Raw genomic sequence first — 25,127 nt, 5'->3', positions numbered from 1 at the left:
GTTTTTTATTTTAAGATAAAGGGTATAAATCATATCTAGGCAAAATTATCATATGGCGTTTTTGTCAGCGTGTTTTGCCAATTTTTCTAATTTTTTACGTAAACTCTCTGGTGCGTTTTTAGCAATAGCCAATAATTGGTTAGCGGTGTTTTGTGAGATATGTAATGGCTCCGCGGGTTTTTCTTCAGATTGATAAACGACTTTATTGCGATAAGGCGATACCTTAATTTCAATTTGATCAAAAGCCTTGTCGGTAGCAATGGACAGTTCACGGCAAATATTCATCCGTTCAAACTGTAGTCTTTGGCTCCAAACAGCAGATGTGACTTCAATTACTAAAGAATTTTGCTTAAAATTGGCAATATGCCAGACATCTGCTGGCAGGTCAGGGCAAGTTTGGCGTACAATGTCAGACAAGATAGTTAAAGAGTTGGTTTTTGCTGCTATTTGTGCCAAAGTGCCTTTCGATGATTGAAAGAGCTCTGACATATCTGAAGGTTTTCTTGTTTTGCGTGCCATTAACCACTCTACTTTGGAATAGTATTTAAGTAATTATGAGTTTAACACTACTATATCGTGGAAAGAACGTTAGATTTTCAATGACGCTGAATAAGTTGCATTGGTTGTCTGCGATCACTGTATTTGCGCTAATATCAGGCTTTGTTGTTCATTTGATTTTTTCTGCTGATGACGTGCCACAAGCTGTACCCTATGCTTTGAATTCACCCGCTAAGATAGATCCTCAGCAATTAACTGAACCACAATTAACCGCACTAACGATGAAACTCGCTGAGTTGCAAAGCCAAGTGTTACGACTGAATGCTTTAGGTGACCGTTTAGCAAGTGAAGCATCAATTCCAGAAAATGAATTTAATTTTCAACAATTACCGCCATCAGGTGGTCCTATGCTGCAGAGTGAAAACCATTATAAAAAGCCACTGGCAGAGTTGTTAACTGAAATATCAACACTAGAAGAAAGTTTGCACCACGAAGAAAATCAACTGACTACGCTTGAATCTTTGACTTTGGGTCACCATATAGAAAGTAGCAGCTATTTGTCTGGTCGACCAATGATTGGTGGTTGGCTCTCTTCATATTACGGTGTACGAAAAGACCCATTTAGTGGTAAAGCAGCGATACATAAAGGTGTAGACTTCGCAGGTAAAGAAGGTGCTGCGATAATTGCAACGGCTTCAGGTGTTGTTTCTTGGGCAAGTGACCGGTACGGCTACGGGCAACTTATCGAGATTAATCACGGTAGGGGATTAAAAACTCGTTATGGTCATAATAAAAATTTACTCGTTAAAGTAGGAGATGTGGTTAGCAAAGGACAAATTATTGCACGTATGGGTAGCACGGGGCGCTCGACTGGACCTCATGTTCATTACGAAATTTTACGCAATAATGCACAAATAGATCCAATTAAGTTCGTATATAGAAAAGCAAAATAAAAACAATTTATGTGACCCTTGTTGGTCACGTTATTTTCAGCGGAAGTATTTCTTCTAATATCAATATGGTTTAACAAGATGTTTGTAAAGTTAATGACGAAAATGTTTGGTAGTCGTAATGATCGATTAATTAAACAAATGAATAAAGAAGTTTTAAAAATAAACGCCTTAGAGCCCGTAATGGAAGCTCTTTCTGACGAAGAACTAAAAGCAAAAACCGCAGAATTTAAAGAACGTTTAGCCAAAGAAGAATCTCTATCAAGTATCCTACCAGAAGCGTTTGCTGTTGTACGTGAAGCCAGTAAACGTGTCTTTGGCATGCGCCACTTTGATGTACAAATGATCGGCGGCATGGTCTTAAACGATGGTAAAATTGCGGAAATGCGCACTGGTGAAGGTAAAACGTTAACCGCGACACTCCCTTCTTACCTCAACGCATTAACAGGTAAAGGTGTTCACGTTATAACAGTGAATGATTACCTAGCAACACGTGATGCTGACTGGTGTCGACCATTATTTGATTTTCTAGATATGACGGTAGGTTGTAATATTGCCGGATTAGCATCAGCTGAGAAGCAAGCGGCTTATAATTCAGATATTACCTATGGTACTAACAACGAATTTGGTTTTGATTATTTACGTGACAATATGGCCTTTTCGCCAGAAGAACGTACGCAAAAGCCATTGAATTTTGCTGTTATTGATGAAGTCGATTCAATTTTAATCGATGAAGCTAGAACTCCCTTGATTATTTCGGGTCAAGCCGAAGATAGCTCTGAACTTTATCGTCAAATTAACCTTGTTGTGCCGACGTTGGTACTACAAAACGAAGAAGACAAAGATAAAGATACTGGTCAATCTAAAGATTTTGTTGAAGGTGATTTCACCATTGATGAAAAGTCTAAGCAAATCTATCTAACAGAGCATGGCCAAATAAGAATTGAAGAAATCATGAATGAGAAAGGTCTCATTCAAGACGGCGATTCTTTGTTTTCAGCCACCAATATTACCTTATTGCATCATGTTATGGCGGCATTACGTGCCCATAAGCTTTTCCAAAAAGATGTCGATTATATTGTTAAAGATGACGAAATCGTTATTGTTGATGAACATACCGGTCGTACGATGGAAGGCCGTCGTTGGTCAGAAGGGTTACATCAAGCCGTTGAAGCAAAAGAAGGGGTGAATATTCAAAACGAAAATCAAACCTTAGCTTCGATAACGTTCCAGAATTTTTTCCGTATCTACGAAAAATTATCAGGAATGACAGGTACTGCTGATACAGAAGCATTTGAGTTTAATCATATTTATGGTTTAGAAACCGTAGTTATTCCAACCAATCAACCTATGATCCGTAAAGATCTTGCTGATCTGATATATTTAACCGCTGATGAAAAGTTTGAAGCGATTTTAGAAGATATTAAAGATTGTGTTGAACGCGGACAACCTGTGCTTGTTGGTACGATCAGTATAGAAACCTCTGAGTTTTTATCTGACTTCTTAAAGAAAGCAAAAATTAAGCACAAAGTATTGAATGCTAAGTTTCACCAGCAAGAAGCTGAAATTGTTGCTGATGCGGGTAAAGTTGGCGCAGTAACTATCGCAACTAACATGGCAGGTCGTGGTACCGATATCGTCTTAGGCGGAAACTTTGATGCGATTGTTGCTAAATTAAAAGACCAAAGTAAAGAAAGCATCGCTAAAGCGAAAGAAGAATGGATAATACAGCACAATAAAGTCTTAGAATTAGGTGGCTTACACATAGTTGCCACTGAACGCCATGAGTCTCGTCGTATTGATAATCAATTACGCGGCCGTTCAGGACGTCAAGGTGATGCAGGTTCAACTCGCTTCTACTTATCGATGGAAGATGCCCTGATGCGAATTTTTGCTTCAGAACGTATTTCAAACATGATGCGCAAGTTAGGCATGGAGCACGGCGAAGCCATTGAACATCCATGGGTAACTCGCAGCATCGAAAATGCTCAGCGTAAAGTTGAAGGTCGTAACTTCGATATTCGTAAACAACTTCTTGAGTTCGATGATGTTTCTAATGATCAACGCCAAGTTATTTATGAACAACGTAACGAGTTAATGGACGAAGCTGATATTGCTGATGTTATTAAAAATATTCGTACAGATGTAGTAACTGGTATTATAAATCAGCATATTCCTCAGCAATCTATGGAAGAAATGTGGGATATCTCTGGTTTAGAAGAGCGCTTTAAGGGCGAACTATCTTTAGAGTTCCCTATTGCAAAGTGGCTTGAAGAAGATACTAAATTGCATGAAGAAACTTTACGCGAAAAACTACTAGCAGAAGTTGAAGCTAACTATACCGAGAAAGAAGAGCAAGCTGGTGCCGATGTTATTCGTCAATTTGAAAAAGCGGTTATGTTACAAAGCTTAGATTCTCATTGGAAAGAACATTTAGCAGCGATGGATCATCTACGTCAAGGTATACATTTACGTGGCTATGCTCAGAAAAACCCTAAGCAAGAGTTTAAACGTGAATCTTTTGAGTTATTTGGTGAATTACTTGAGACCCTGAAATATGACGTTATTAGTATTCTTAGCAAAGTAAAAATTCGCGCTGAGTCTGATGTTGAAGCCGTTGAAGAGCAACATCGTAAAGCTGAAGATATTCCAAAAGAATATACCCACGAATCTGCTAGCAGTACAGAGACAAAGCCAGAAATACAACGAGTAGGTCGTAATGAAGCTTGTCCATGTGGTTCAGGTAAGAAATATAAGCAATGTCATGGTAAATTAACCTAATCGTTATTTATTAATATGTATGAAAAAAACGCCAGTTATTGACTGGCGTTTTTTATATGCGCAATGCTAATGACGATTATTATTGCAGTGTTTAGTTATAATTTTTGTTACAGACGAATCATCATTAACTAAATTCATTCGGACAATGTCGTTTTCACAGACATGGCAATGCATGGTTATGTAAAATTATGCGTAGGGTATGATTAGACGCTTTGTTGTTTAAGCTAGGTTCGTCTTCTGCGTTAACAACGAAATCATTGATTAATTTAAAACTTTAGGAAAGAGTTATGCAAAAAGTAGTACATGTAGCTGTCGGTGTTATCATGCGAGAAGAGCAGTACTTTCTTACCAAGCGCCTCGCTAATGCTCATCAAGGCGGGAAATGGGAGTTTCCTGGTGGTAAGGTGGAAAAAGATGAAACAGTTGCTCAGGCTTTACACAGAGAGCTTCAAGAAGAAGTAGCAATAGATGTTCTATCTTGCTACCCGCTCATTGAAGTTAGCCATGATTATGGCGATAAAAAGGTGCTATTAGATGTTTATGTGGTTGATAACTTCCAACATGAACCTATTGCCCAAGAAGGACAGCAATCAGCTTGGTTCACATTAGCGCAATTAAGCCAATGTGACTTTCCCGCCGCTAATGTTGCGATTGTTGAAAAACTGCTGATGAACAAATAATACTATTCTGGTTCAACAAAAAACTTATTACTTTGTAAAAACTCACCTTCAAGTGCGTCAAGCATCTCTTCGGTTAACTGAATATCACCTTGTAATGGCTGGCTGATTTTATGTCCTTCATCAGCCCATTCACCAATATCAATTAACTGGCAACGTTTGCAGCAAAAAGGGCGAAACTGACTCTCTGGTTGCCAAATAACTTCTTTTTGACACGTTGGACAAGATACTTTTAAGGTCATAGTTGGTGCTTGTAATTAAATACTTAGTGGTAGGATTATACCCTTCCTACTCCAAGATGAAACCTGCATATTGAATGGATAAAGGGTATTTGTGAAATTAATTAAGCCAATGCTAACAGCGAGCTAATTGAAATGAAGTGGCCTTATTCGAATACTTACGTCCGGTTTCATCACAAAGAGACATAAAGCGAATAGAATAACGCAGACGATTACCACTTACCGTTGGGTAATAAGGTGATTTTTGGTCGACTTTAATACGAAGTAATAAAATACCTTCACCATTATCTTGGTAAAAACCACTCTCGGTATCTATCTGTTTGAATTCAGCCCGTTGGCGAATAAACTTTAATATCATATCTAAAGCGCTTTTAACTTGTTCAAGAAGGGCAAGCCAGCCTTGGACATCTTTAGCAAGAATCTCACTGTCTTGATGTAACCAAAACTGTAATTGTGGTAAATCGAAACTTGAGCTGCCACCCTGCATGGCAAAGCGTTGTTTTAAGGTCGCCAGAAACTTGTCGTGTTTGAGTTGTGCCCACACAGGAGTATTTGGTTTTAATTGACAAATAAGCTCGACAGTTTGTTGTAGATTTTCAGCTAAGATACTGTCATCTATTTCAGGCGCTTGTGACCATATCACTAAATTTTGTTCTAGTTTTTCAAGATCTTTAATTAAGTCACCGCGAACATCATTTCGTTCTAAGGTATCAATAATGGCAAATAAGGCGTTAAAGAAAACTTGATGGCTGACTGAAATTTTACGCTGCAGACAATCTTGTGCCTGAGCAAATAAATGTTCAAGTTTAAGGTAGTTACGGATCCGTTCGTTAAGCGGATGTTCATATAAAATTTTAGTCATTAACCTAATGTCATCAATAAAGCTGAGTGTTTAGCTTTCCATACTAACGACACCCAACAGAAATGGCGAATTTTTTTGCTAAAAATAGTAAAATTTGTACAATTTTACTAACTCGTTGCTAAATTTCGATATTTTTGGTCTAGCTTAATGACACTCGCTTTTATTAGGCTCAAGTCAGAACTGGAGTTATCAATAATATCATCGGCATGTTTTAAGCGATCTTCCCTTGATATTTGACTGGCAATAATACGCTTTATTTCATCTGATGAGCTAGGATCACGCAATACCGCACGCTTAACTTGTGCTGATTCACTGATATCAATTACTAAAATACGTGCAACTAAACTCTGTAAGTTGTTCTCGATAAGTAAAGGTGCGACAAGCAAGCAATATGGTGACTGACTTTGCTGGATCTCTTCGAGCATGGTTTGTCTTATTAACGGGTGAAGTAAGTTATTAAGCCATTGTTTATCTGATTCATTACTGAATATTTGACTGCGTAATAAGGCCCGATTAAGGGTGCCGTCTGGCATAATAAACGTCTTGCCAAAATGCTGAGATATTTGCAGTAATGCGCCGCTGTGAGGTGCGACAACTTTTCTTGCCGCGATGTCGGCATCAATAATATCGATGCCTAAGTCGGCAAAAAAATTAGCAACGGTTGTTTTGCCACAACCAATACCGCCGGTTAAACCAATAACGATCTTTTTTGCTATAGTCATTTTCATTCGGCTAAAGCACTTGGACTAAATACCAAGACCATATATTTTCACCCCATAAAAATGTGATCCAACCTGCGATCGCAAGATAAGGGCCAAAAGGAATCGCCTGATCTTTTTGATGATTTTTAAAAAGCATTAAACTAATGCCGATAATGGCACCGACTACTGATGCCATTAAAATAAGTAAGGGTAATAATTGCCAACCTAGCCAAGCACCAAAGAGTGCAAACAGCTTAAAATCACCAAAGCCCATGCCTTCTTTGCCAGTCGCTAATTTGAACAGCCAAAAAACGGTAAAAAGGCTGGTGTAGCCGGCAATAGCGCCGATAACAGCATCTTCTAAAGGCACAATTCCATTTGATAGATTTACGATTAAGCCTAACCACATTAATGGCAGAACAATTTGGTCGGGGAGCAGCATATGATCAAAGTCGATCATCGTTAAGGCAATTAGGCCCCACGTCAATATTAAGGCGTAACAAGTGATAACAGTGACACCAAAATGTTGAGCAATAACTAAACTCAATAAAGCGGTACTTAATTCAACTAATGGATAACGCGCAGAAATTTTATTTTTACATTGGCTACATTTTCCTTTCAACACTAACCAGCTAACCACAGGAATGTTTTCATAAAAACGTATGCTATGTTGGCAATGTGGACAGGTAGAATCGGGCGTTGATAAAGTAAGGGGTTCTACTTGCTTTGTCGATGATGGCTTGAGCTCATCGGCAAGAAATTCTCGACACTCTTGATACCAACCTTGTTCTAACATTTTTGGAAAACGATAAATAACTACGTTTAAAAAGCTACCTATCATTAACGAGAAAACAAAAACAAAGCCATAAAAAAACAGCGAGTTACTTTCTAACAGATGAATAAATTCAGACAAGATAAAACCTTTTATTATTTATTAATTATTAATTATTATTTATTAATTATTATTTAACTATGTTGAAAACTAATATAAAAATATTAGCGTGCGCACTAAACAACTTTACCTATTTCGAAAATAGGTAAGTACATAGCGATAATTAACCCGCCAATCACTACACCAAGCACTGCCATTATCATCGGCTCTAATAAACTGGTCAGTGAGTCTACTGCGTCATCAACTTGTTGCTCATATATTGTGGCAACTTTGGCAAGCATATCATCTACAGCGCCTGATTCTTCACCAATTGCGACCATTTGTATAACCATGTCAGGAAAGATATTACAGTTACGCATTGCTAAATTCATTTGCATACCCGATGACACTTCGGCGCGAATTTCAAGGATCGCTATACGAAAAACCGCATTACCAGACGCACCCGCAGCCGACTCTAATGCGTCAGGTAAGGGAACACCGGCGGCAAAGGTGGTAGATAAAGTTCTCGCGTAGCGGGCAACGGCTGCCTTTTCGAGTAAGGCACCAATAACCGGAATTTTTAATATTATTCTATCAACTCGGTCTCTAAAACTTTGGCTGTTAAGATGAGCTTTTTTAAAAAAGAAACTGGCAATAAATAGCCCCGCTAAGCCTAAATACCAATAAGCTTGCATAAATTCTGATATGGCAATAACAAATAAAGTAAACGCAGGTAACTCAGCGCCAAAGCTGGCAAAAATATCTTGAAATACCGGCACGACAAAAATTAATAATATTGAGGTAACAATAAATGCTATCACTAATACAGAAATAGGATAAGTCATCGCTTTTTTAATTTTAGACTTTAATGCTTCGGCTTTTTCTTTGTAAGTCGCAATACGATCATAAATGGTCTCAAGTGCGCCCGATTGTTCGCCAGAACTGACTAAATCACAATATAAGTCATCAAAGTATTTAGGATGGTCGCGTAAACATTCTGATAAAGGAATACCCGATTGCAGTTTATTATTGATATCACCTAACAATCTTTGCATATTGCCATTGCTATGACCTTTACCAATCATTTCAACGGTTTGTACTAAGGGGACACCAGCGCCAAGCATGGTGGCAATTTGCCGTGTAACAATGGCAATATCTGCAGGTATTATTTTTTTGTCATTGGCATTCCCAAAAATTGATTTGGCTTTCTTTTTTACTTTCCCTGGGGTAATGCCTTGTTTGCGTAGCTGAGATTTTAGCTCTAGCATGCTGGTCGCGGGTAGCTCACCATTAACTTTTTTACCCTTACGGTTTACCCCTTGCCAAACAAACGTATCAAGAGCTTTAGCTTGCGGTAATTTTCTTTTTTGAGCCCCTGAAGTTGCCATATAGTGTTTACCTGTAAAGTTAAAATATTAATCATTGTTAATACTAGTCAAGATCACTAAAAATAAAAAGTGAGTGGTTTATTGTTATGCAGACGTTATTCGGTTTATTTCTGCCAAACTTGTTACCCCTTGATGGGCTTTTTCTAAACCCGATTGGCGTAAGTTATTGTAACCTTCTTTTTGACACTGCTGAGCGATATCCATAGAATTTCCGCCTTCCATAATAATAGAAGACATTTTTTCACTGATTTTTATCACTTCATAAACACCAACACGACCTTTATAGCCGCCCGTACATTGATCGCAACCTACGGGTTTAAATAATTTTATTTCACTAAGTTGTTCAGGGGTAAAACCTTGCTTTTCTAGTTCAGGTCTAGGTATAACATCCTCAACTTTACAGCGATTACATAAGCGTCTGGCTAAACGCTGAGCAATAATAATACTGACCGAACTGGCAACGTTATATGAAGGAACGCCCATGTTTAATAATCGAGTCAGGGTTTCTGATGCCGAGTTTGTGTGCAATGTGGACAACACTAAGTGACCCGTTTGCGCGGCTTTAATCGCTATTTCAGCAGTTTCAAGATCACGAATTTCCCCTACCATAACAATATCAGGATCTTGACGAAGAAAAGAGCGCAGCGCATTAGGAAAGGTTAAGCCGGCACGCACATTAATTTGTACTTGATTAACGCCGTCTAAATTTATTTCTACCGGATCTTCTGCTGTTGATATATTACGTTCTTCGGTGTTAAGAATATTTAACCCGGTGTAAAGAGACACTGTTTTACCTGAGCCGGTCGGGCCCGTGACTAATATCATACCTTGTGGCTGCGCTAAAGCGTCCATGTAAATTTGCTTTTGCGCCGGCTCATAGCCGAGCATTTCAATACCTAACATCGCACTTGAAGAGTCAAGAATACGCATTACCACTTTTTCGCCCCACATCGTCGGTAGCGTTGAAACACGAAAATCAATTGATTTTTTCTTGGACAAGGCTAATTTTATCCGTCCATCTTGGGGAACTCGCCGTTCAGCGATATCGAGCTTTGACATGACTTTTAAACGTGCCGCCATTCGAGAGGCAAGTGATACTGGCGGCTTTGCCATCTCAGTTAAAATGCCATCAACACGAAAGCGTATACGGTAAGATTTTTCGTAAGGTTCAAAGTGTAAATCTGAGGCGCCTTTGCGAATAGCATCAAGTAGTATCTTATTGATATAGACAACAATCGGTGCATCTTCTTTATCACCGGTAGCGCTATCATCTTCTTGGCGCTCCTCTTGAACGTCAATACCGGCAAGTTCAGCAGCATCAATATCAGTAATATCTAAAGCATCACTTTCTTCTTCCAGAATTTTATCAATAAATATTTGTAAATCTTTATCGTTAGTCAACACTAATTCGGTAGGAAAACCGGTGTTGAACTGAATATCTTCTAATGCATCTAAATCAGTGGGATCAGACATCGCTACGAATAATACTTTACCTCTAAGAAATAGCGGCAATGCATTATGTTTGCGGATCAATTTTTCGTTACGGATCCCTTCGGGGATCATAGCCGTGTCAAAAGCGTTTAAATCTATGAGAGGATAGCCAAAACTGCGAGAGAGTATTTTGGCAATATTTTCAGCGTCTAAACTCTTATCTTCAATAAGAAAACGAATGAAAGGTTTTGATTGTTTAAGGAAGTCAGCACTTATAATGTCAACCTTATTTTCGGCGACAATATTATGTTTTAAAAGTGTAGATAATACACTTAATTGTCTGTGATGTCCTTTCATAGCAACCTTTTATTGTGAACTTTTAGATATATGCAAGTCATTATGTATTTACTCATAATGTTTACAATAAGTATAGCTTAACCCGTGATTGATTTAAGTAATAACAACGAGTTAATAAAGTTTAGACAATAAAAAAGCTCCCAAAGGAGCTTTTTTATAAATATTTACTAACTTATATTATTTTGCTTTACACCAGCCGCTAGTTAAACAACTAGCTACTGTTGAAGTTATCGTCCAAGTTAAAGGGCTTCCTGTAGGAGTAGCAATCATATTGGAAGAATCAGTCGCTGCTGTTGAAGCTGCTGTTATAACACCGGCTGCAATAGTCATAGTGTCAAGGTTTGCATAAGTACCACTAGTTACTTCAGCTGGAATACCTCCGACGCCTTGATTACATGTAGTTAATGCACCTTCAGTTTGGAAGCAAAGCTCAACTGCAGTTCTCGCTGCACCAACCATTGAAACTACTTCAGCAAACTTCGCTTTTTTTGTATAATCTTGATAAGCAGGTAGTGCAACTGCGGCTAAAATACCGATGATCGCAACAACGATCATTAATTCAATAAGGGTAAAACCCTTTGCTTTATTTAAAGATTTATTTCTTAAAGATTTAACATTGTTCATAATAGGTATATCCATACATGATTACGGGGGCTGAATTTATATTGCGACAAAAATCAGGAAATGTAAAATTTTGTGACACTTTTTTTATCATTTTTTTGATATTAGTTAAAAAAATATCAATAAGTAACATTTTTTTAACTAATTGTGACACGCTAAAATGTTAAACAAAGCGCATAGAAAGGTCAATAGCATTGATGTTTTTAGTTAATGCGCCCACTGAAATAAAATCGACACCTGCTTTTGCATAGCTTTTTAGTGATTCTATGGTCATATTGCCAGAAACTTCTAATTTGGTTTTACCTTGTGAAATTTCAGCGGTTGCTATAACCGCTTGCTCAATCATTTCATGACTAAAGTTATCAAGCATAATAATATCGCTGCCAGCCTTTAATGCTTGAGTGAGTTCTTCGATATTTTCAACTTCAACTTCAACCGTTTTATTTGGATGGTTTTTTCGAGCTGTTTGAATCGACTTCTCGATGCCACCACAGGCGGCAATATGATTTTCTTTAATTAAAAAAGCATCAAATAAACCAATACGATGATTAACACCGCCGCCACATGTTACCGCATATTTTTGCGCGCTACGTAAGCCAGGCACTGTTTTTCGGGTATCAAGTAACTTAGTGTTACTCGCCGATAATTCTTTAACATAGCGACTGGTTAATGTAGCGGTTCCTGAAAGGGATTGTAAAAAATTTAAAGCACATCGTTCGCCAGTAAGAAGAACACGTGCGTTTCCAGATAATTCAAATAAAGTGCTATTGGCTTTGACACTTTCGCCGTCGTTAACAAACCAAGTAATATCCGTTTTTGTCTTATGTATCACATCGAGCTGGGCAAAAACTTCGTTAACCCAAGCCACACCACAAATAATACAATCTTCACGGGTAATGATATTAGCAACCGCTATATTTTCCAGTGGAATTAACTCAGCTGTAATATCTTGGCTATTTTTTAATGCGTCGGCGTTATCAACACCTAAATCTTCACATAATGCCCAAGTTACTGTTTTTTTAATATCGTGTTGTAGTTGCACAGAAAGCATTGAATTTTATTCTCTTGTTGGTAAATAATTAAGTGAGTTTTTAGTGGGGCGTTTATCGCCAGTAAATCACAGCAGATAGATCATTGCTCGCGTAAAATAAGTTTCTTACCTATCTGGCTGAATTCTACCCTTTTTAATGCACTCATGCCCAATAGAATTTCATTAGACTGCATGCTGGGATTGATGTGGGCGCTAACATCATACAAATAAATATTACCAATACTGAGCTGTTGTAATTCAGTTTGATAAACAGTGGTAGTGCCATTGGCCGTATTAACGAGTGACGGTCTGTTTCCCTTGAGCTGCAATTGCTCTGCTATATGAGCGGGAATCGACACTTGTGTTGCTCCAGTGTCGAGTAAAAAAACCACAGGCATCTCATTTATTTCACCATGTACTACATAATGACCTTGGCGGTTTTGTTGTAATGTTACTTCCGCTTTACCCTGTGTATTTAAACTCATCTGTGGATCTTTGTTAGGATCCCATTGCTTATCAAGTACATCTTGAAAAAAAAACACCATTAACGCCAACGCAATTAACCACGCTAACCAAATAAATATTTTTCCCATTTTGTTTGTCGAATCAAATTCAGTCATACTCTGTTCACAAATCTTGAAATTAAATATTAACGCTATTGTATGACGAAAGACTTAAAAAATAAATTGTCCACCAAGCAAAATAATAATATGCCTATTATCAGTGGCTGGCTTGTTAATGAAGAACAACAAAAATCACCACATTTTAGTGTGCGAGATAAAAATGATACGGTTCATTTATTGGTTGTACATAATATCTCATTACCGCCAAATCAGTTTGGTGGTAGCTATATTACTGATTTTTTCTTAGGAAAGTTAGATAGCAAAGCACATAGCTATTTTGAAGAGATTGCCCAGCTAAAAGTTTCTGCTCATTGTCTGATAACCAGAGTAGGGCATATTATTCAATACGTTTCATTTGATGATAAAGCTTGGCATGCTGGTGTATCCTCCTATCAGGGGCTTGATAAATGTAATGATTTTTCTATTGGTATTGAGCTTGAAGGCGCTGATGATATTCCTTATGAAGCGGCGCAATATCATACTTTGGCGCAATTAACCCAAGCATTGCAGCAATGTTATCCCGACATAAAAAGTAATATAGCCGGGCATAGTGATATTGCGCCAGGGAGAAAGACAGATCCGGGTGATGCTTTTAATTGGCAACATTTTCATGATTGTTTAAAGTCTAGTTAATTCAATAGCAAAGGGTATATACTCGTTACCAATGAAAATGCAGATATCAGAGTGTTTGAATGGCCACGGCGATATACTCATTTTACAAGTGGATAATAAATTAGGAAAACTATATGAGTCTTATTAGCTTACTTATTGCCTTGGCGGCAGAGCGTTACTTGTCGACGACAGCGTGGCAATTTCAAACCTATTTTCATGCTTATGTTGATCTATTTAAACGCACTAAATTAATGCATTTAGCCAAACCGTCAATTGTCTCACAGCTTATCTTTATTGCCATCCCCGTTGTTGTTTGTGACTTATTGCTCGAGCTTGTTGATGATGGCTTACTCTATTTAATCTTTTCAACCTTGATTTTGATTGTTTGTTTTGGTTGTACGAAAACGCGGCAGAGCTACAAAGCTTATTTATTGTCGGCTTTTCGAGGCGAACCGACAACATGCGAATTGCATCATAGCCAACTGCAACAAGATACTTGCAGCGCACCAATGAGTTTTGGTCAATTATTGGTATGGTTAAATTACCGATATTTTATCGCCATTATGATTTTATTCGTTGTCTTTGGACCCGCTGGTGCATTATTTTATCGTCTACTAGTGACCATGAATGAATGTCCTGAAGTGCTTGCAGAAGAATGTTCAGACAAGCAAGAAAAAGCTAACGCTGAGGTTGATGAAGCCGATGTTAAAGTAAATAATGAGGCTAAAACAACAGATTCTATGGAAAAAAATGAATCTCAGTTATTGAAAGATATGCTCTTTTGGGTCGACTGGTTGCCAGTACGCATGGTTGCTTTTGGTTATATGCTGGTAGGACACTTCTCAAAAGCCATGCCGGTATGGTTAGAAAATTTATTTGATATCAACAAGCAGCCCAACCAAATATTGATTAGCGTTGCGCAAAAGTCTGAAGACTTTATGGTTGACCCTGATGACTGTACTGCGGAACCTTGTTTATTAGTGAGGTTGGCAAAGCGGACTCTGTTGTTGTGTCTAGCTGTTATAGCGGTATTAATATTAACAGGTATCCTTAACTAATCTCTTCTTTATACTTTTTGGATGGCACCTCGTGACATCCTTTTTCAAGTACTGAATCGAGTCAACCACATAGTGATATTTTTGCATAAGCGATAGTATCACTATTAATTTGAACGTGTTCAATCACCAGTAAAATATTACCCTGCCTTTTTAAAGCGCGTGTTTCTTTTTTATTTTCGCTTAAAAGGCACTTTGGGTAATTGCTCAAAAGACTGTTGCCCCAAGCCTACCTTTAATCCTGCAGTTGGCATACTTGTCCTTTGACTCTGCTAAAACTCGTAATTCACCGATAAACGTACTGTTCTTGGTGTTTGCCAACTAGTTGGTAAACCGTAACTCGCGCTCTTTAATGGCGAAGTTACCGCTATGGTATTATCTTCATCGTCCCACATTTCATCCACTTGGGTAACACTGGCTGAATTTAACAGGTTGAATACTTCGACACGTAAATTAACAGTAGAGTCGTCTAAGTCAAACTGATAGCTAGCAGACACATCAAGGGTCATCACACTGTCGGTCCGACCTTTTGAGCCGCGGGGTACTAATTGTCCTTGGGCGTAAAACGATTCAGCGTCATAGGCTTGTGCACTTTCATCCGTTGGGTGATAACCAAATGCGTTGACTGGACGGCCCGTTTGATAACTGAAATTAGCCGCTAAGCTTATTTGTTCAGTGATTTGATACGCCCCGTATATTTTGACTTGATGACGGCGGTCGTTGGGTAAATCACCGTAGGAGCCATCCATTAGACCCGGCAGGTCATATTGTGTCGTTATCCCAGTATTGATGCCAGTGTTGTCTTGGCGGTTGTCTGAGCGAACTAAGCCTTCATAATTACCTTTTGACTTCGACCAAGTATACGTGGCATTTAACATCCACAGACCGTCCCATGCATGTTCAACTGAAAAACTCATCGCCGTATATGTGCGCTCGGGCTTTGCGTGGCCTAAGTCGGCGGCTGGAATCGTATATTCTTGATATTGGAGTGGCCCTTCATAGTCTGGGTTCGCTTTGATGGTCACATCTTGTCCTGGGTTGGCCAATACATAGTAACGAGAACCTGAGCACCGTGTACAACTGGCATTAAATTCTCGCTCAAGATAACGATTAAAGCTCGCGTCTACGTTTATATCTTCAACCGCCATAGCTAAATTACGGTAAGTACCTTCAATAGTCAGCAGCCAGTTGTCCGTGACGGGTATTTGAAAACCAATATTGACGTTGTCAGACGTCATTGGTTTTAAATCTTTATCGGTAATGTCGTAGTTTTCAGGAGGAGACCCATTATTATAATGGTCAAAGTAATAGATTGGAGTGCCGCTAATATTGGGGATTTGTAAAATCGGATCGGCGAAGCCATCAAAGGCATAATAATCTTGCCTGTAGGTTTCATTCCCTGCGAGTCGCAAGTTTGCATTCATTGGAATAGGTGAGTAAAAGCGACCGGCATTTAGCCAAAGTCGCGTTCGGCCATCTGCTGATAAGTCATAAGTTAGGCCCAAACGTGGTGCCCAATGGTTATCCATGGTTGAGAAGTTTTCTCCGACTCCATCAGCATTTTTGAAGGAGTCGCTGCGCAAGCCAAAGTTTACTGTTAACAGGTCGGTGGCTTGCCATTTGTCTTCAAGGTAGTAGGCGATATTTTCCGACTCATAGCTACCGCCCGATTCATATTGGCGGTGACGGACCTGCCTGAATTGGGGGTTGTCGGGATCGGTATAATCGTCGACGTAAAGTAAGTAATAAGCGCCACCCGAGTTGATGGTACGCTGGTTTGCCGTTAATTTCTCGGCGTCGAGTCCAAAACTTAACTCGTGACTACCGAGCGTCCAATTAATATCAACACGAATAGTCTGGCGTTCATCGTCTCCTTCATCAATTAGAAAATTAAGAAATTGGCCCTGTTTAACAAACTCTCCAGCACTTTCATAAAGGTAATACACCACAGGGTTGTCATCCAGTTCATTTTTACTGGTACGTTCAGCTTCATGGACACCGTACTGCACGCTTAACGCTAAATCATCGGTGATAATCGAGGTATATTTTAGCGTCCAATTTGTGCCTCCCGTGTAGTCAACCCCATTGCGCGACTCTATCGTGTCGCCATGGGGGCTGACGATTTGGGTGGCGTTATTACTACTATCGGAAAACAGCGTGAATTCGAGTAGATTGTTATCGGTAATATAGCCGTCGAGCTTCATTCCCCAATACGGATCTTCTTCCGTGACTTGATATCGGGCTTTATTATTCGGCCCCGGATTAATCGGATCGCTCACAAAATTACTATACTCCACTTTTCTAGGGTTGAATAAAACATAGAAAAATAGCTGATCTTCAATCAATGCGCCCGACGCCCAAAGATTAGTGTCGATATTTGAGTATTCACTGGCCCGATTGTCAATAAAATATGAACCATCCGCTAGCGTAACTGATGGGGACGACTCTCGAAGAAAATCAGGTTCATAATTCAGGTTTATACCCGCCTTAAATTCGTTACTCCCCGATTTTGTTTGAGCATTGATCATGCCACCGTGATAACGGCCGTATTGAGCGGAATAACCATCGGTTATAACCTCGACAGACTCGAACATATCAAAAGGTACAGTCGCAAAACCGGTATTATTTCTAACATTGGTGATATTAAGGCCATTGACATAAAACACATTTTCAGCGACAGAGGCGCCATTAATAGCGGGTAAATTTCCAAACGCGGTGTAGCCTTTTACGGTACCTGGTGTCAGCATTACCACGTCGGTGAGTGAACGACCTATTGGAATTTTATTGTTGACCAAGTTATTTGTTGATTGGTCTAATGCATCGACTACCTTATTACTAGATCCGTCTTTTGTTACCGAAGAGAGAGTCTGTTTTGCATGTTTGTTGATCATTTTGCTGGCGATGATATTATTTGCGAATGCAGAACTATGACAGACTATTGTAAAGGCCACCGTAACTAGGTTTTTATTAAACTCTTTCATTTACGATCCCTATAATTTGAGCTTGTTTGTCTTTGATTTGTACTTACTTACGGAGCTTGAGAAAGTACTAAGACTATTATTATTAACTCTAGTTTGCATTATGGGTATTTATTGTGCAAGTCTCTATTTTTTAATCAATATTTGACTAACCCTTTTACTGTTTTTGTAGTATTAAAATTTCCCCAGTATGATCTTCCATTATAACGGTGAGGCCTAACTTTGCTGTAATATCCAATAATATAGTTAACTACTGAGTTTTCAGCTTCAAAAAATGAGCGATAACCCGTTGTTGGTATTCATTGTTTTTTAAACGTCTAAAAACCCTTTCATTGAGCTATTATCGCAACAGTTTCCACGACGACTCATTTCTCATTTTATCAGCTCTCCATGAGTGTCAAATTAATATTCGCACTTCATTTCATTGCTTTAGTCAGTAATGATATTATTGATATAGTCATAGCAAGATAGGGTTAAAATTAAATACAGATACTTAATAAACTAACGAGTCTACTCTAGACAATTAGCTTTAATAGATGATTTTTATGTTGCTCGCTTTCTATTTCTTTTTTTAGTAAATCTTCTTGGGGTATTGGATTGGGGCAAATCAGTAAATGCAATATCTTTAACTTCAAGGATGAGTTGTTGTAAGTTTTTTTCAACTCCTTTAATAAAGAATTGGTAGTTGAGTGTTTTATTACTTATTGATTCTAGCTGTGACTCCCATAGTGCTGTCATGTCAGGCTGGGAGATTTGAACGGGTAAAGAGGTAATGAGTTTTTTCCCAATCTCTGTTGCTCTTATATCCTTTCCTTTTCTCACTAAAAATTGACGCTTAAACAGGAGTTCTATAATACCAGCACGTGTTGCCTCCGTACCTAGTCCATCAGTATCTCTTAGTAACTTTTTTATTTCAGCATTCGTCACATAACGAGCTATGCCGGTAAGGGCACCTAATATCGTTGCATCAGTAAAGTATTTAGGTGGGCTAGTATTTTTTTCTACAAGCTCGCCATGTAAACAATGCACGCAATCACCCGCTATAACATCGGGTAACTTAATCGCAGAAAATTCGGAATTATCTTTACTTTTATTAGAGCTAGGAAATAAATCTTTCCAGCCATTTTTAATGATATCTTTTTGCTTACTGATAAATAAACCACCATCAATAATAGTGTCTATTTGCTTGTCCATATATTCAAAATTTGGATAAAATTGTGCAATATACTGCCGAGATATTATTTCATAAATTTTAGCTTCATCATTTGATAGTGCGCCAGTTGGGGTGTTTTTAGCTGTGGGTATAATAGCATGATGAGCACTGACTTTTTTATTGTTCCAAGCTCTACTTCTTATCTTTAAATCTGCATTTTTTAACATATCGGCTAATTTCTCAGATACGTTACTCATAGCGTTGGTTACGGCAGGTACATCATTGAGGTGTTCGGTCGGTAAGTATTGGCAATCAGATCTAGGGTAAGTTATTAATTTGTGCTTTTCATAAAGTTGCTGACAGATATCTAATACTTGCTTTGCACTCATACCAAAAGCTTTAGCGGCTGATATTTGTAAGCCAGATAAACTGAAAGGTAATGGTGCTACTTGCTGTTTTTTATCCTGTGTAACCTTTTCAATTTTTGCCGGTTTGTCATTAATACGATTGACTACATTTTCAGCTAGCTTTTTTGATAATATGCGTTTCTCTTCATCCATGAAAGGCTCACAAGCCTTACTTGGCTTCCACTTACCCTGATACTTTTCACCGTTTTTTGTCGTGATATGAGCAAGTACTTCATAAAAAGGCTTTGAGATGAAATTTTCTATTTCAATATCTCGGTTTACCACTAAACCTAATATCGGAGTCTGTACCCGACCAATTGATAATACGCCTTGATAGCCTGATTTCTGCCCTTGTAAAGTACAAAGACGAGTCATATTTAAGCCATAAAGCCAATCAGCTCTAGCTCTTGATAATGCTGAAACAGCAAGAGGGATATAATTTTTATTAGATTTTAAGTTATCTACCGCTTTTTTAACCGCATTAAAATTCATATCGGTTATTAGACACCTCAAAGCATTATCTATTTTGGATTTAGATGCTCCGCTAAAGCTAATCGCTTCATCAACTAATATTTGACCTTCACGATCCACATCACCAGAATTTACGATGGTATCAGCTTGTTTTATTAGCCTTTTTATAACGGTCAGTTGTTTTCGAGTTTTTGGTTTTGGTTTTAACTTCCATTGCTCAGGAATTATGGGTAAATGTTCAACTACCCATTTTTTATATTTAATATCGTAATCTTCAGGTGGAGCTTGTTCTAATAAATGTCCTATGCACCAGGTAACGACATCGCCATTACCTGCTTCTATATAACCATCATTTTTTTTATGAGGTTTAGGTAGTACGTCTACAATTGCTCTTGCTAAGCTAGGTTTTTCTGCAATAAATAATTTCATAAATATTAAGCCTGGTCTAACAGTGGGTTGTGATTGTCAAACAGAGTCAAGAACAAGCTCTTTTTTTGTATGTATTTGTCAATAATAGTGAGGCTTTTTTTCAACGTTTTTAGCTTGGTAACTGCGTCAAGCTTATATCGTGATAATATGACCTTGTTTATTGAATTATATAATAAAAATATAGTGTCAAACTTATGGTGATTGATTGTTACATCATTGCCGTGCGCTATATAGCCTTGTTGACTTTTATGGGGATTGGGTAAAACTGCCGCAATGGCACGCCCTAAACTTGGCTTTTCGACAATATATAGTTTCAATAGAATTTCCAAGGGTTCAATACAGACCATTAGAATAAGCTTAGCACAATAACTGTTTTTATATACAGTATTTATTCTCGGTTATAGTCAAATTGTTTCATCCGTAACCATATTTAGTTAGGAAGCGACCCACTCATTCACTATGTGGTGAGTAGGTCATTATCACAGCGGTAGGATAAAAGTGGTTTTACTTGTCTTTAGGTAAATATTTAAAGCCGTGGATCATTGAAGAAACAATAGAATGTTTTTCACGTCGTTCAGCAAAAAATACGGCTAAAATATGTAGTGGGATCAACAGCAACAAAAAGTAAAAGCTATAAACGTGAGCAGTTATAAAAGGCTTTCTTACATTGCGCATTTCTTTATAAGCATCTGCATCAACATTTTCTTTACTGTAGGGCTTAATCAAGGCTACTTGGCTTTTATCTTGAGCTATGCTGCTAGCAAAGTATTGCCCAAAAGGAGGATAATAAATGTCAGTACCCGCAATCACTAAACCTGAAACCATTTGAATAGAAAGACTTAACATTAAAGCGCCAACCATAAGTTTCCCCAGTGGACTATGACCTTTAAATGTCTTATTTTTATCTTTTTTGAAATCGGCTAGTTCTTGTTTAAAGACTTTATTAAAAGGCAGTGTTTGTCCCCAACGTTCATATCCTTTACCAATAAAACCAAGAATAATTCTAAAAATTAAATTTGCAGCAAAAACATAGCCCACACATACATGTATTGTTTTAAGCAGTATTTTACCTTCTGTTGAGATACCTAGGTCTTTACCAAAATAAATAACGCTACCAATAACAATAAGCAAAAGTACTGACAAGACATTCAACCAATGAAATAAACGAATGTTTCTACTCCAAACAAAAGTTTTTACTATAGTGGAAGTGATATTTACTGGGTTATCTTGCATGATGATGACTCTTTTTATTTGTTAACGTTTTGCCTGTTATTTTAATAATAACCGAAATATTTATCCGCTTCTAACACTAAGTGATAGTTATTTGGATTAATGGTTACAAGATATCTTAAAGTAGCTGTGTGTCTTTTCAATTAAGCGGCGTTATTTTAGTTTACTGACGATTACCTAGCAGATAATTTAATTTAATTTTCCGCAAGTGTCAGCGTTTTTCAAGATAAGTTCCTGTAAACTAGCCAAACAGCCGTAAAATAATTCTGTGTATTATAGTGTGTATTATGGGCACCCATTTAACATTTATTTGTTGAAGATAATGCAGCGAATAAATAACCAAGGAAATTTAGCATGAAGAAAATTGTCTTATATAGTATGAGTAACTGCCCTCATTGTGACACGGCGAAAGCGTACTTAGATAAAAACAACATTGCTTATCGTTTATGTAATGTAAAAACAGCCGCGGGACAAAAAGAGTTTCGCAGAGCAAACTTTAGATCCGTACCGGTAATAAAGATTGGTGAAGAGTATCTGCAAGGATTTAAAGTGGCGGCTTTTAAAGCGCTTTACGAGGATTAATATTGGTTAATATATCGCTGATGATACAATTTTATGGCTTTAACTCGTTTTAAAAAAAGGTCTATGTTAAGGTTGAAATACTTACATGAATTAACAAGATCATTAATTACGGATGTGTAATGAAATTTGATTTTTATCGGTTTTTTTCGGTTGTTGTTATTATCTTTTTTTTTTCCTGTAGTCAATCACAGGCAAATAGTAGTGGCCAATTAGCGGTAGAACAAACCGATGAGCTAAATCGCTTATTGAACATGGATGAACAAATACGCCAACAACCTCTACAGTCTTATCAACAATTATTAAACGCAGAAAAATCTTTTTCAACTATGCCAAAACTACAACAATCTTGGTGGTTGTTACGTAAAGCTCAAGCAGAAAATTTACTCTATTTTTATGAAGACTTTAATAAGACCATCGCACAAGCCGTAGCGCTTATCGACGACAAAACCCCATTAAAAATTCAAAGTCACCTTTATATTTATCAGGGGTTAATTTATCGTCGCCATGCTCAGTATGCAGATTCTGTACTTATTCTTCGAAAGGCTATGTCTATAGCAAAAAAAAATAATTTAACTTACCTTTTTATCCTTGCTAAACAAGAGCTTGCTTTTACAAAAAGTATCACTGAACTCTTCGAACTGTCATTGAATGAAATGCAAGAAGCTTACTTAGATGCTTATTCACTAAAAGAACACTTTCTAATTGCTGTTATCAATGAAACCTACGGTGCTATTTATGGCTATATGGACGATTATGAAAAATCGATAGAATATTACCAAAAAGCATTAAATACTTATGAACGTTTAAATTATCCAGCTCATGTTTCAGAGGCTATTTACGGCATTGCTATAACCTATCGATATTGGCAAAAATATGATTTGGCGATTCGCTACTTTGAGCTTTATCAAGAAAAAATTGCCTATACCCCTAACACTGAAATTTCTTTTTTTTCAGCGTACGGTTTAGGTATGACACTGGCCGAAAAAGGCGATTGTGTTAAAGCTATCGATGTTATTAATCATGCTCTAACGTTAAATGGCTTGATTGATTATAATGCCGAATTATATAAGCAACAGGTTCACTGTTTTATTATCTTGGGTGAGTTAGAACAAGCGCAGGCATCGTTGACTAAAGCTGAAAATATATTCATGTCTTTACCTGAATTAGTCGGCACTAAGTGGCAATTAGAAGTTATAAAGCTTGGCTCAGAGCTTGCTCACGCAAGAAATAATGACAGTGAAGCTTTTCAATTATCTCGACAGTATTATCAAAAATACAATGAGTTATTGGTCAAAAATTCCAGCACACGATTAACTACAGCGCGCGCTGCGATGGAAAATGAGCGAAAATATGTTGAACAAGCACTTACCCTGCAACGAAAAAAGGTCGCCGCTTTAGAAAATGATTCCTATCATCAACAAAAATTACAGAACCTTTATCTACTGATTTTTATGTTATGTGCCGGCGTGGTTGTCATTATCGTGATAACTATTCAGTATAAAAATAATAAGAAAATGTATGCACTGTCAATTAAAGACCCATTATCAAATTTATATAACCGCCGCTATATTTTTGAGTACTTATCGAACTACCTGAACGATGTCTTAGTCGAAAAAACTGAACTTTCGGTGATTTTATTTGATATTGATGACTTTAAAATGGTCAATGATAAGTTTGGTCATCCTGTTGGTGATAAAGTTATTAAAAAAATAGCTGATCTTTGTCATGATGTCTTTCGTAATGGAGATGTCATTGGCCGTGTTGGCGGAGAAGAATTCTTATGTATTTTACCTCGTACCGACGAAAAGCAATGTAAAGTAATTGCTGAACGTTTTTTAAAAAAAATAAGTCAGCAAGTTTTCCAAGTCGAGCCAAGTTTACAGTTAACCGTAAGTATCGGTATAGCAACCTTGTCTCAACTTAGCCCAACGAGTGAAATGTTATACCTACATGCCGATGCTGCCCTTTACCAGGCAAAGCATAACGGTAAAAATAATGTGGTTATATATCAATAGAAAGCCATTATCTCATATGAATAATACAACACCGTTCGCCGTTCAAGCTATTATATTATTACAGAATTATATAAAACAGCTTGGCTTTACTCCTGTAATTCACTTTGAATTAGAAGGTTGTTATCAGCTCGATAGTAAAATAAAAAGATTTTCACTAGATTATCAAAGAATTAATCGTCAGTTAGCGCATGCAGGAATTGACGGAGAATTAGTGCCAGAGTATTGGTATAGTCAGTGGGAGTATGTTTCTTTATTTAATGGCCAGTCGCCGTTAAAAGAGGCTAATAATTTAAGCCAAGCGTTACACCTTTTACCTCGTTTTTTTGCCGAACAAGGCATAAGTAAAACATTAATCAAACCGGTTGTTTGGTCTGGTGATAAAGGCAAGTTAGCCAGTGGTAGTGGTGATATTTTCACCACAGAAACACGGGCAGTGCATATCCCTAATGCTGTTCAAATGAATATTAGTGCGCTTGATAGTGAAGGTAAAAACATTATTATTGAACGCGGCTTTGGTGAATATTTACAGCAATGCTTTCTTGATACTAGTTTAAATTGTTGTTTGATTTATTTACCTGAAGAAGAAGCTTTTGAGCGACTAGCATTAAAAACTAAATACGGTTTAGCGGCTGAGTTATGTTCACCCGTGGATATTTCAGGCGGACACCAAGGCAGTATTGCCTTGTATAAAGAAGTGGGTAAACATAATCAAGCGATGGGCGAAGAGCCGGTACTTTATAATCACAAAAATGAAGTACTAGTTAAGCGACAAAATTGGCAAAAAACTGCTCGTATCGAGCACAGAATTGGTGCTTCAAGTATGCAATACAATGCTTATTTTAATATTATTTACTCTTTATTGAACTTAATTGACGCGCTTGAAGTATATAAGGTGGATAACTGTAGCAAATTGCTCCGTAAAGAAGTTCATCATCAAAATTTACCTTTTTCATTGTATGATAATACAGAGCAAGAAAAATTGGGCGCAATATCACTATTTGCAAATGATCACTGGTTAAGCGAAAGTTTAAATAAGCTATCGGGTCAATTTATAAATGGTGAGCAAATATCAGGGCAGTTGCAGTTAGGTGACAAATTAAAGCAAATGATTTTAGCGCCGTATCAACAAAAACTTATTCTCACTCATACATCATAATTAATTTAAA

The 25,127-nt window shown here is 37.6% G+C and carries 21 protein-coding genes and 1 pseudogene; 8 read left to right on the top strand and 14 right to left on the bottom strand.

What is annotated here, in order from left to right:
- Positions 1–48: 48 nt before the first annotated feature.
- A complete protein-coding gene (locus tag H4J70_RS05250) occupies positions 49–519 on the bottom strand; it encodes a DUF721 domain-containing protein (RefSeq protein ID WP_182250730.1) in 471 nt (156 codons plus the stop codon).
- A gap of 80 nt (positions 520–599) precedes the next feature.
- Here H4J70_RS05250 and H4J70_RS05245 point away from each other — a divergent pair, with 80 nt between their 5' ends.
- The 3 genes from H4J70_RS05245 (at position 600) to mutT (ending at position 4,909) form a co-directional block, all read left to right on the top strand.
- Positions 600–1,451 carry a M23 family metallopeptidase gene (locus H4J70_RS05245; protein WP_231907448.1) on the top strand — a complete coding sequence of 284 codons (852 nt, stop codon included), beginning with the start codon at positions 600–602 and terminating at the stop codon, positions 1,449–1,451.
- Between the two features lie 78 nt (positions 1,452–1,529).
- Positions 1,530–4,229 carry a preprotein translocase subunit SecA gene (gene secA / locus H4J70_RS05240; protein ID WP_182202586.1) on the top strand — a complete coding sequence of 900 codons (2,700 nt, stop codon included), beginning with the start codon at positions 1,530–1,532 and terminating at the stop codon, positions 4,227–4,229.
- 287 nt (positions 4,230–4,516) lie between these two features.
- Positions 4,517–4,909 carry an 8-oxo-dGTP diphosphatase MutT gene (gene mutT, locus H4J70_RS05235; RefSeq protein WP_182221129.1) on the top strand — a complete coding sequence of 131 codons (393 nt, stop codon included), beginning with the start codon at positions 4,517–4,519 and terminating at the stop codon, positions 4,907–4,909.
- Positions 4,910–4,911: 2 nt separating this feature from the next.
- Here mutT and yacG read toward each other — a convergent pair whose 3' ends face one another.
- The 9 genes from yacG to H4J70_RS05190 form a co-directional block, all read right to left on the bottom strand.
- Positions 4,912–5,148 carry a DNA gyrase inhibitor YacG gene (yacG, locus tag H4J70_RS05230; RefSeq protein ID WP_070374766.1) on the bottom strand — a complete coding sequence of 79 codons (237 nt, stop codon included), beginning with the start codon at positions 5,146–5,148 and terminating at the stop codon, positions 4,912–4,914.
- 112 nt (positions 5,149–5,260) lie between these two features.
- Entirely contained in the window at positions 5,261–6,007 is a 747-nt protein-coding gene (gene zapD, locus H4J70_RS05225) for a cell division protein ZapD (RefSeq protein ID WP_182213328.1), read from the bottom strand.
- Positions 6,008–6,114: 107 nt separating this feature from the next.
- Positions 6,115–6,729 carry a dephospho-CoA kinase gene (gene coaE, locus H4J70_RS05220; protein ID WP_182229975.1) on the bottom strand — a complete coding sequence of 205 codons (615 nt, stop codon included), beginning with the start codon at positions 6,727–6,729 and terminating at the stop codon, positions 6,115–6,117.
- A 10-nt stretch (positions 6,730–6,739) separates the two neighbouring features.
- Positions 6,740–7,621 (bottom strand): A24 family peptidase, encoded by an 882-nt coding sequence (locus tag H4J70_RS05215; protein ID WP_259366316.1) that lies wholly within the window; start codon positions 7,619–7,621, stop codon positions 6,740–6,742.
- A 95-nt stretch (positions 7,622–7,716) separates the two neighbouring features.
- A complete protein-coding gene (locus H4J70_RS05210; protein ID WP_182221127.1) occupies positions 7,717–8,967 on the bottom strand; it encodes a type II secretion system F family protein in 1,251 nt (416 codons plus the stop codon).
- 84 nt (positions 8,968–9,051) lie between these two features.
- Positions 9,052–10,755, bottom strand: a complete 1,704-nt coding sequence (pilB, locus tag H4J70_RS05205; protein WP_182221126.1) for a type IV-A pilus assembly ATPase PilB — start codon at positions 10,753–10,755, stop codon at positions 9,052–9,054.
- 177 nt (positions 10,756–10,932) lie between these two features.
- Positions 10,933–11,379, bottom strand: coding sequence for a prepilin-type N-terminal cleavage/methylation domain-containing protein (locus H4J70_RS20875; protein ID WP_182250729.1), 447 nt, complete (start codon positions 11,377–11,379; stop codon positions 10,933–10,935).
- 160 nt (positions 11,380–11,539) lie between these two features.
- Positions 11,540–12,418 (bottom strand): carboxylating nicotinate-nucleotide diphosphorylase, encoded by an 879-nt coding sequence (gene nadC, locus H4J70_RS05195; protein ID WP_404842390.1) that lies wholly within the window; start codon positions 12,416–12,418, stop codon positions 11,540–11,542.
- 89 nt (positions 12,419–12,507) lie between these two features.
- The gene (locus H4J70_RS05190) at positions 12,508–13,026 is read right to left on the bottom strand and encodes a TIGR02281 family clan AA aspartic protease (RefSeq protein ID WP_182221124.1); all 519 of its coding nucleotides are present in this window, start codon (positions 13,024–13,026) and stop codon (positions 12,508–12,510) included.
- A gap of 42 nt (positions 13,027–13,068) precedes the next feature.
- On the opposite strand from H4J70_RS05190, the gene ampD reads away from it, so the two are divergent.
- On the top strand, positions 13,069–13,662 hold the full coding sequence (gene ampD, locus H4J70_RS05185) for a 1,6-anhydro-N-acetylmuramyl-L-alanine amidase AmpD (protein WP_259367997.1): 594 nt from the start codon (positions 13,069–13,071) through the stop codon (positions 13,660–13,662).
- 113 nt (positions 13,663–13,775) lie between these two features.
- Positions 13,776–14,699, top strand: a complete 924-nt coding sequence (gene ampE, locus H4J70_RS05180; RefSeq protein WP_182250728.1) for a beta-lactamase regulator AmpE — start codon at positions 13,776–13,778, stop codon at positions 14,697–14,699.
- Positions 14,700–14,968: 269 nt separating this feature from the next.
- On the opposite strand, the gene H4J70_RS05175 is transcribed toward ampE, so the two are convergent.
- The 4 genes and pseudogenes from H4J70_RS05175 to H4J70_RS05165 form a co-directional block, all read right to left on the bottom strand.
- Positions 14,969–17,677, bottom strand: a complete 2,709-nt coding sequence (locus tag H4J70_RS05175; RefSeq protein ID WP_182250727.1) for a TonB-dependent siderophore receptor — start codon at positions 17,675–17,677, stop codon at positions 14,969–14,971.
- 197 nt (positions 17,678–17,874) lie between these two features.
- Positions 17,875–18,043, bottom strand: a pseudogene (locus H4J70_RS20990) (IS3 family transposase); the annotation flags it as partial.
- A gap of 174 nt (positions 18,044–18,217) precedes the next feature.
- The gene (locus H4J70_RS05170; RefSeq protein ID WP_182250726.1) at positions 18,218–20,134 is read right to left on the bottom strand and encodes a DNA topoisomerase III; all 1,917 of its coding nucleotides are present in this window, start codon (positions 20,132–20,134) and stop codon (positions 18,218–18,220) included.
- A 504-nt stretch (positions 20,135–20,638) separates the two neighbouring features.
- Positions 20,639–21,367 carry a cytochrome b/b6 domain-containing protein gene (locus tag H4J70_RS05165; protein WP_182241726.1) on the bottom strand — a complete coding sequence of 243 codons (729 nt, stop codon included), beginning with the start codon at positions 21,365–21,367 and terminating at the stop codon, positions 20,639–20,641.
- A 351-nt stretch (positions 21,368–21,718) separates the two neighbouring features.
- Here H4J70_RS05165 and H4J70_RS05160 point away from each other — a divergent pair, with 351 nt between their 5' ends.
- The 3 genes from H4J70_RS05160 (at position 21,719) to H4J70_RS05150 (ending at position 25,117) form a co-directional block, all read left to right on the top strand.
- Positions 21,719–21,946: a glutaredoxin family protein gene (locus H4J70_RS05160; RefSeq protein WP_070374757.1), complete on the top strand. Its 228-nt coding sequence runs from the start codon at positions 21,719–21,721 to the stop codon at positions 21,944–21,946.
- A gap of 119 nt (positions 21,947–22,065) precedes the next feature.
- Complete coding sequence (locus tag H4J70_RS05155; protein WP_182229982.1) at positions 22,066–23,961, top strand: tetratricopeptide repeat-containing diguanylate cyclase; 1,896 nt, start codon at positions 22,066–22,068, stop codon at positions 23,959–23,961.
- A 16-nt stretch (positions 23,962–23,977) separates the two neighbouring features.
- Positions 23,978–25,117: a hypothetical protein gene (locus H4J70_RS05150; RefSeq protein WP_182250725.1), complete on the top strand. Its 1,140-nt coding sequence runs from the start codon at positions 23,978–23,980 to the stop codon at positions 25,115–25,117.
- Positions 25,118–25,127: the final 10 nt, after the last annotated feature.

Origin of the sequence: Colwellia sp. BRX8-9, from assembly GCF_014077245.1 — a bacterium.
Taxonomy (GTDB): domain Bacteria; phylum Pseudomonadota; class Gammaproteobacteria; order Enterobacterales; family Alteromonadaceae; genus Colwellia_A.
The sequence above is the reverse complement of the archived record's forward strand: the minus strand, read 5'-3'. Positions and strand labels throughout refer to the sequence as shown.

Coding starts and splice junctions, on each gene's coding strand:
- H4J70_RS05150 (WP_182250725.1), top strand. CDS start 23,978: ATGAATAATACAACACCGTTCGCCGTTCAAGCTATTATATTATTACAG.
- ampE (WP_182250728.1), top strand. CDS start 13,776: ATGAGTCTTATTAGCTTACTTATTGCCTTGGCGGCAGAGCGTTACTTG.
- pilB (WP_182221126.1), bottom strand. CDS start 10,755: ATGAAAGGACATCACAGACAATTAAGTGTATTATCTACACTTTTAAAA.
- ampD (WP_259367997.1), top strand. CDS start 13,069: ATGACGAAAGACTTAAAAAATAAATTGTCCACCAAGCAAAATAATAAT.
- H4J70_RS05210 (WP_182221127.1), bottom strand. CDS start 8,967: ATGGCAACTTCAGGGGCTCAAAAAAGAAAATTACCGCAAGCTAAAGCT.
- coaE (WP_182229975.1), bottom strand. CDS start 6,729: ATGACTATAGCAAAAAAGATCGTTATTGGTTTAACCGGCGGTATTGGT.
- mutT (WP_182221129.1), top strand. CDS start 4,517: ATGCAAAAAGTAGTACATGTAGCTGTCGGTGTTATCATGCGAGAAGAG.
- H4J70_RS05190 (WP_182221124.1), bottom strand. CDS start 13,026: ATGACTGAATTTGATTCGACAAACAAAATGGGAAAAATATTTATTTGG.
- H4J70_RS05245 (WP_231907448.1), top strand. CDS start 600: ATGACGCTGAATAAGTTGCATTGGTTGTCTGCGATCACTGTATTTGCG.
- H4J70_RS05160 (WP_070374757.1), top strand. CDS start 21,719: ATGAAGAAAATTGTCTTATATAGTATGAGTAACTGCCCTCATTGTGAC.
- H4J70_RS05155 (WP_182229982.1), top strand. CDS start 22,066: ATGAAATTTGATTTTTATCGGTTTTTTTCGGTTGTTGTTATTATCTTT.
- secA (WP_182202586.1), top strand. CDS start 1,530: ATGTTTGTAAAGTTAATGACGAAAATGTTTGGTAGTCGTAATGATCGA.
- zapD (WP_182213328.1), bottom strand. CDS start 6,007: ATGACTAAAATTTTATATGAACATCCGCTTAACGAACGGATCCGTAAC.
- H4J70_RS05165 (WP_182241726.1), bottom strand. CDS start 21,367: ATGCAAGATAACCCAGTAAATATCACTTCCACTATAGTAAAAACTTTT.
- H4J70_RS05170 (WP_182250726.1), bottom strand. CDS start 20,134: ATGAAATTATTTATTGCAGAAAAACCTAGCTTAGCAAGAGCAATTGTA.
- H4J70_RS05175 (WP_182250727.1), bottom strand. CDS start 17,677: ATGAAAGAGTTTAATAAAAACCTAGTTACGGTGGCCTTTACAATAGTC.
- H4J70_RS05250 (WP_182250730.1), bottom strand. CDS start 519: ATGGCACGCAAAACAAGAAAACCTTCAGATATGTCAGAGCTCTTTCAA.
- H4J70_RS20875 (WP_182250729.1), bottom strand. CDS start 11,379: ATGAACAATGTTAAATCTTTAAGAAATAAATCTTTAAATAAAGCAAAG.
- yacG (WP_070374766.1), bottom strand. CDS start 5,148: ATGACCTTAAAAGTATCTTGTCCAACGTGTCAAAAAGAAGTTATTTGG.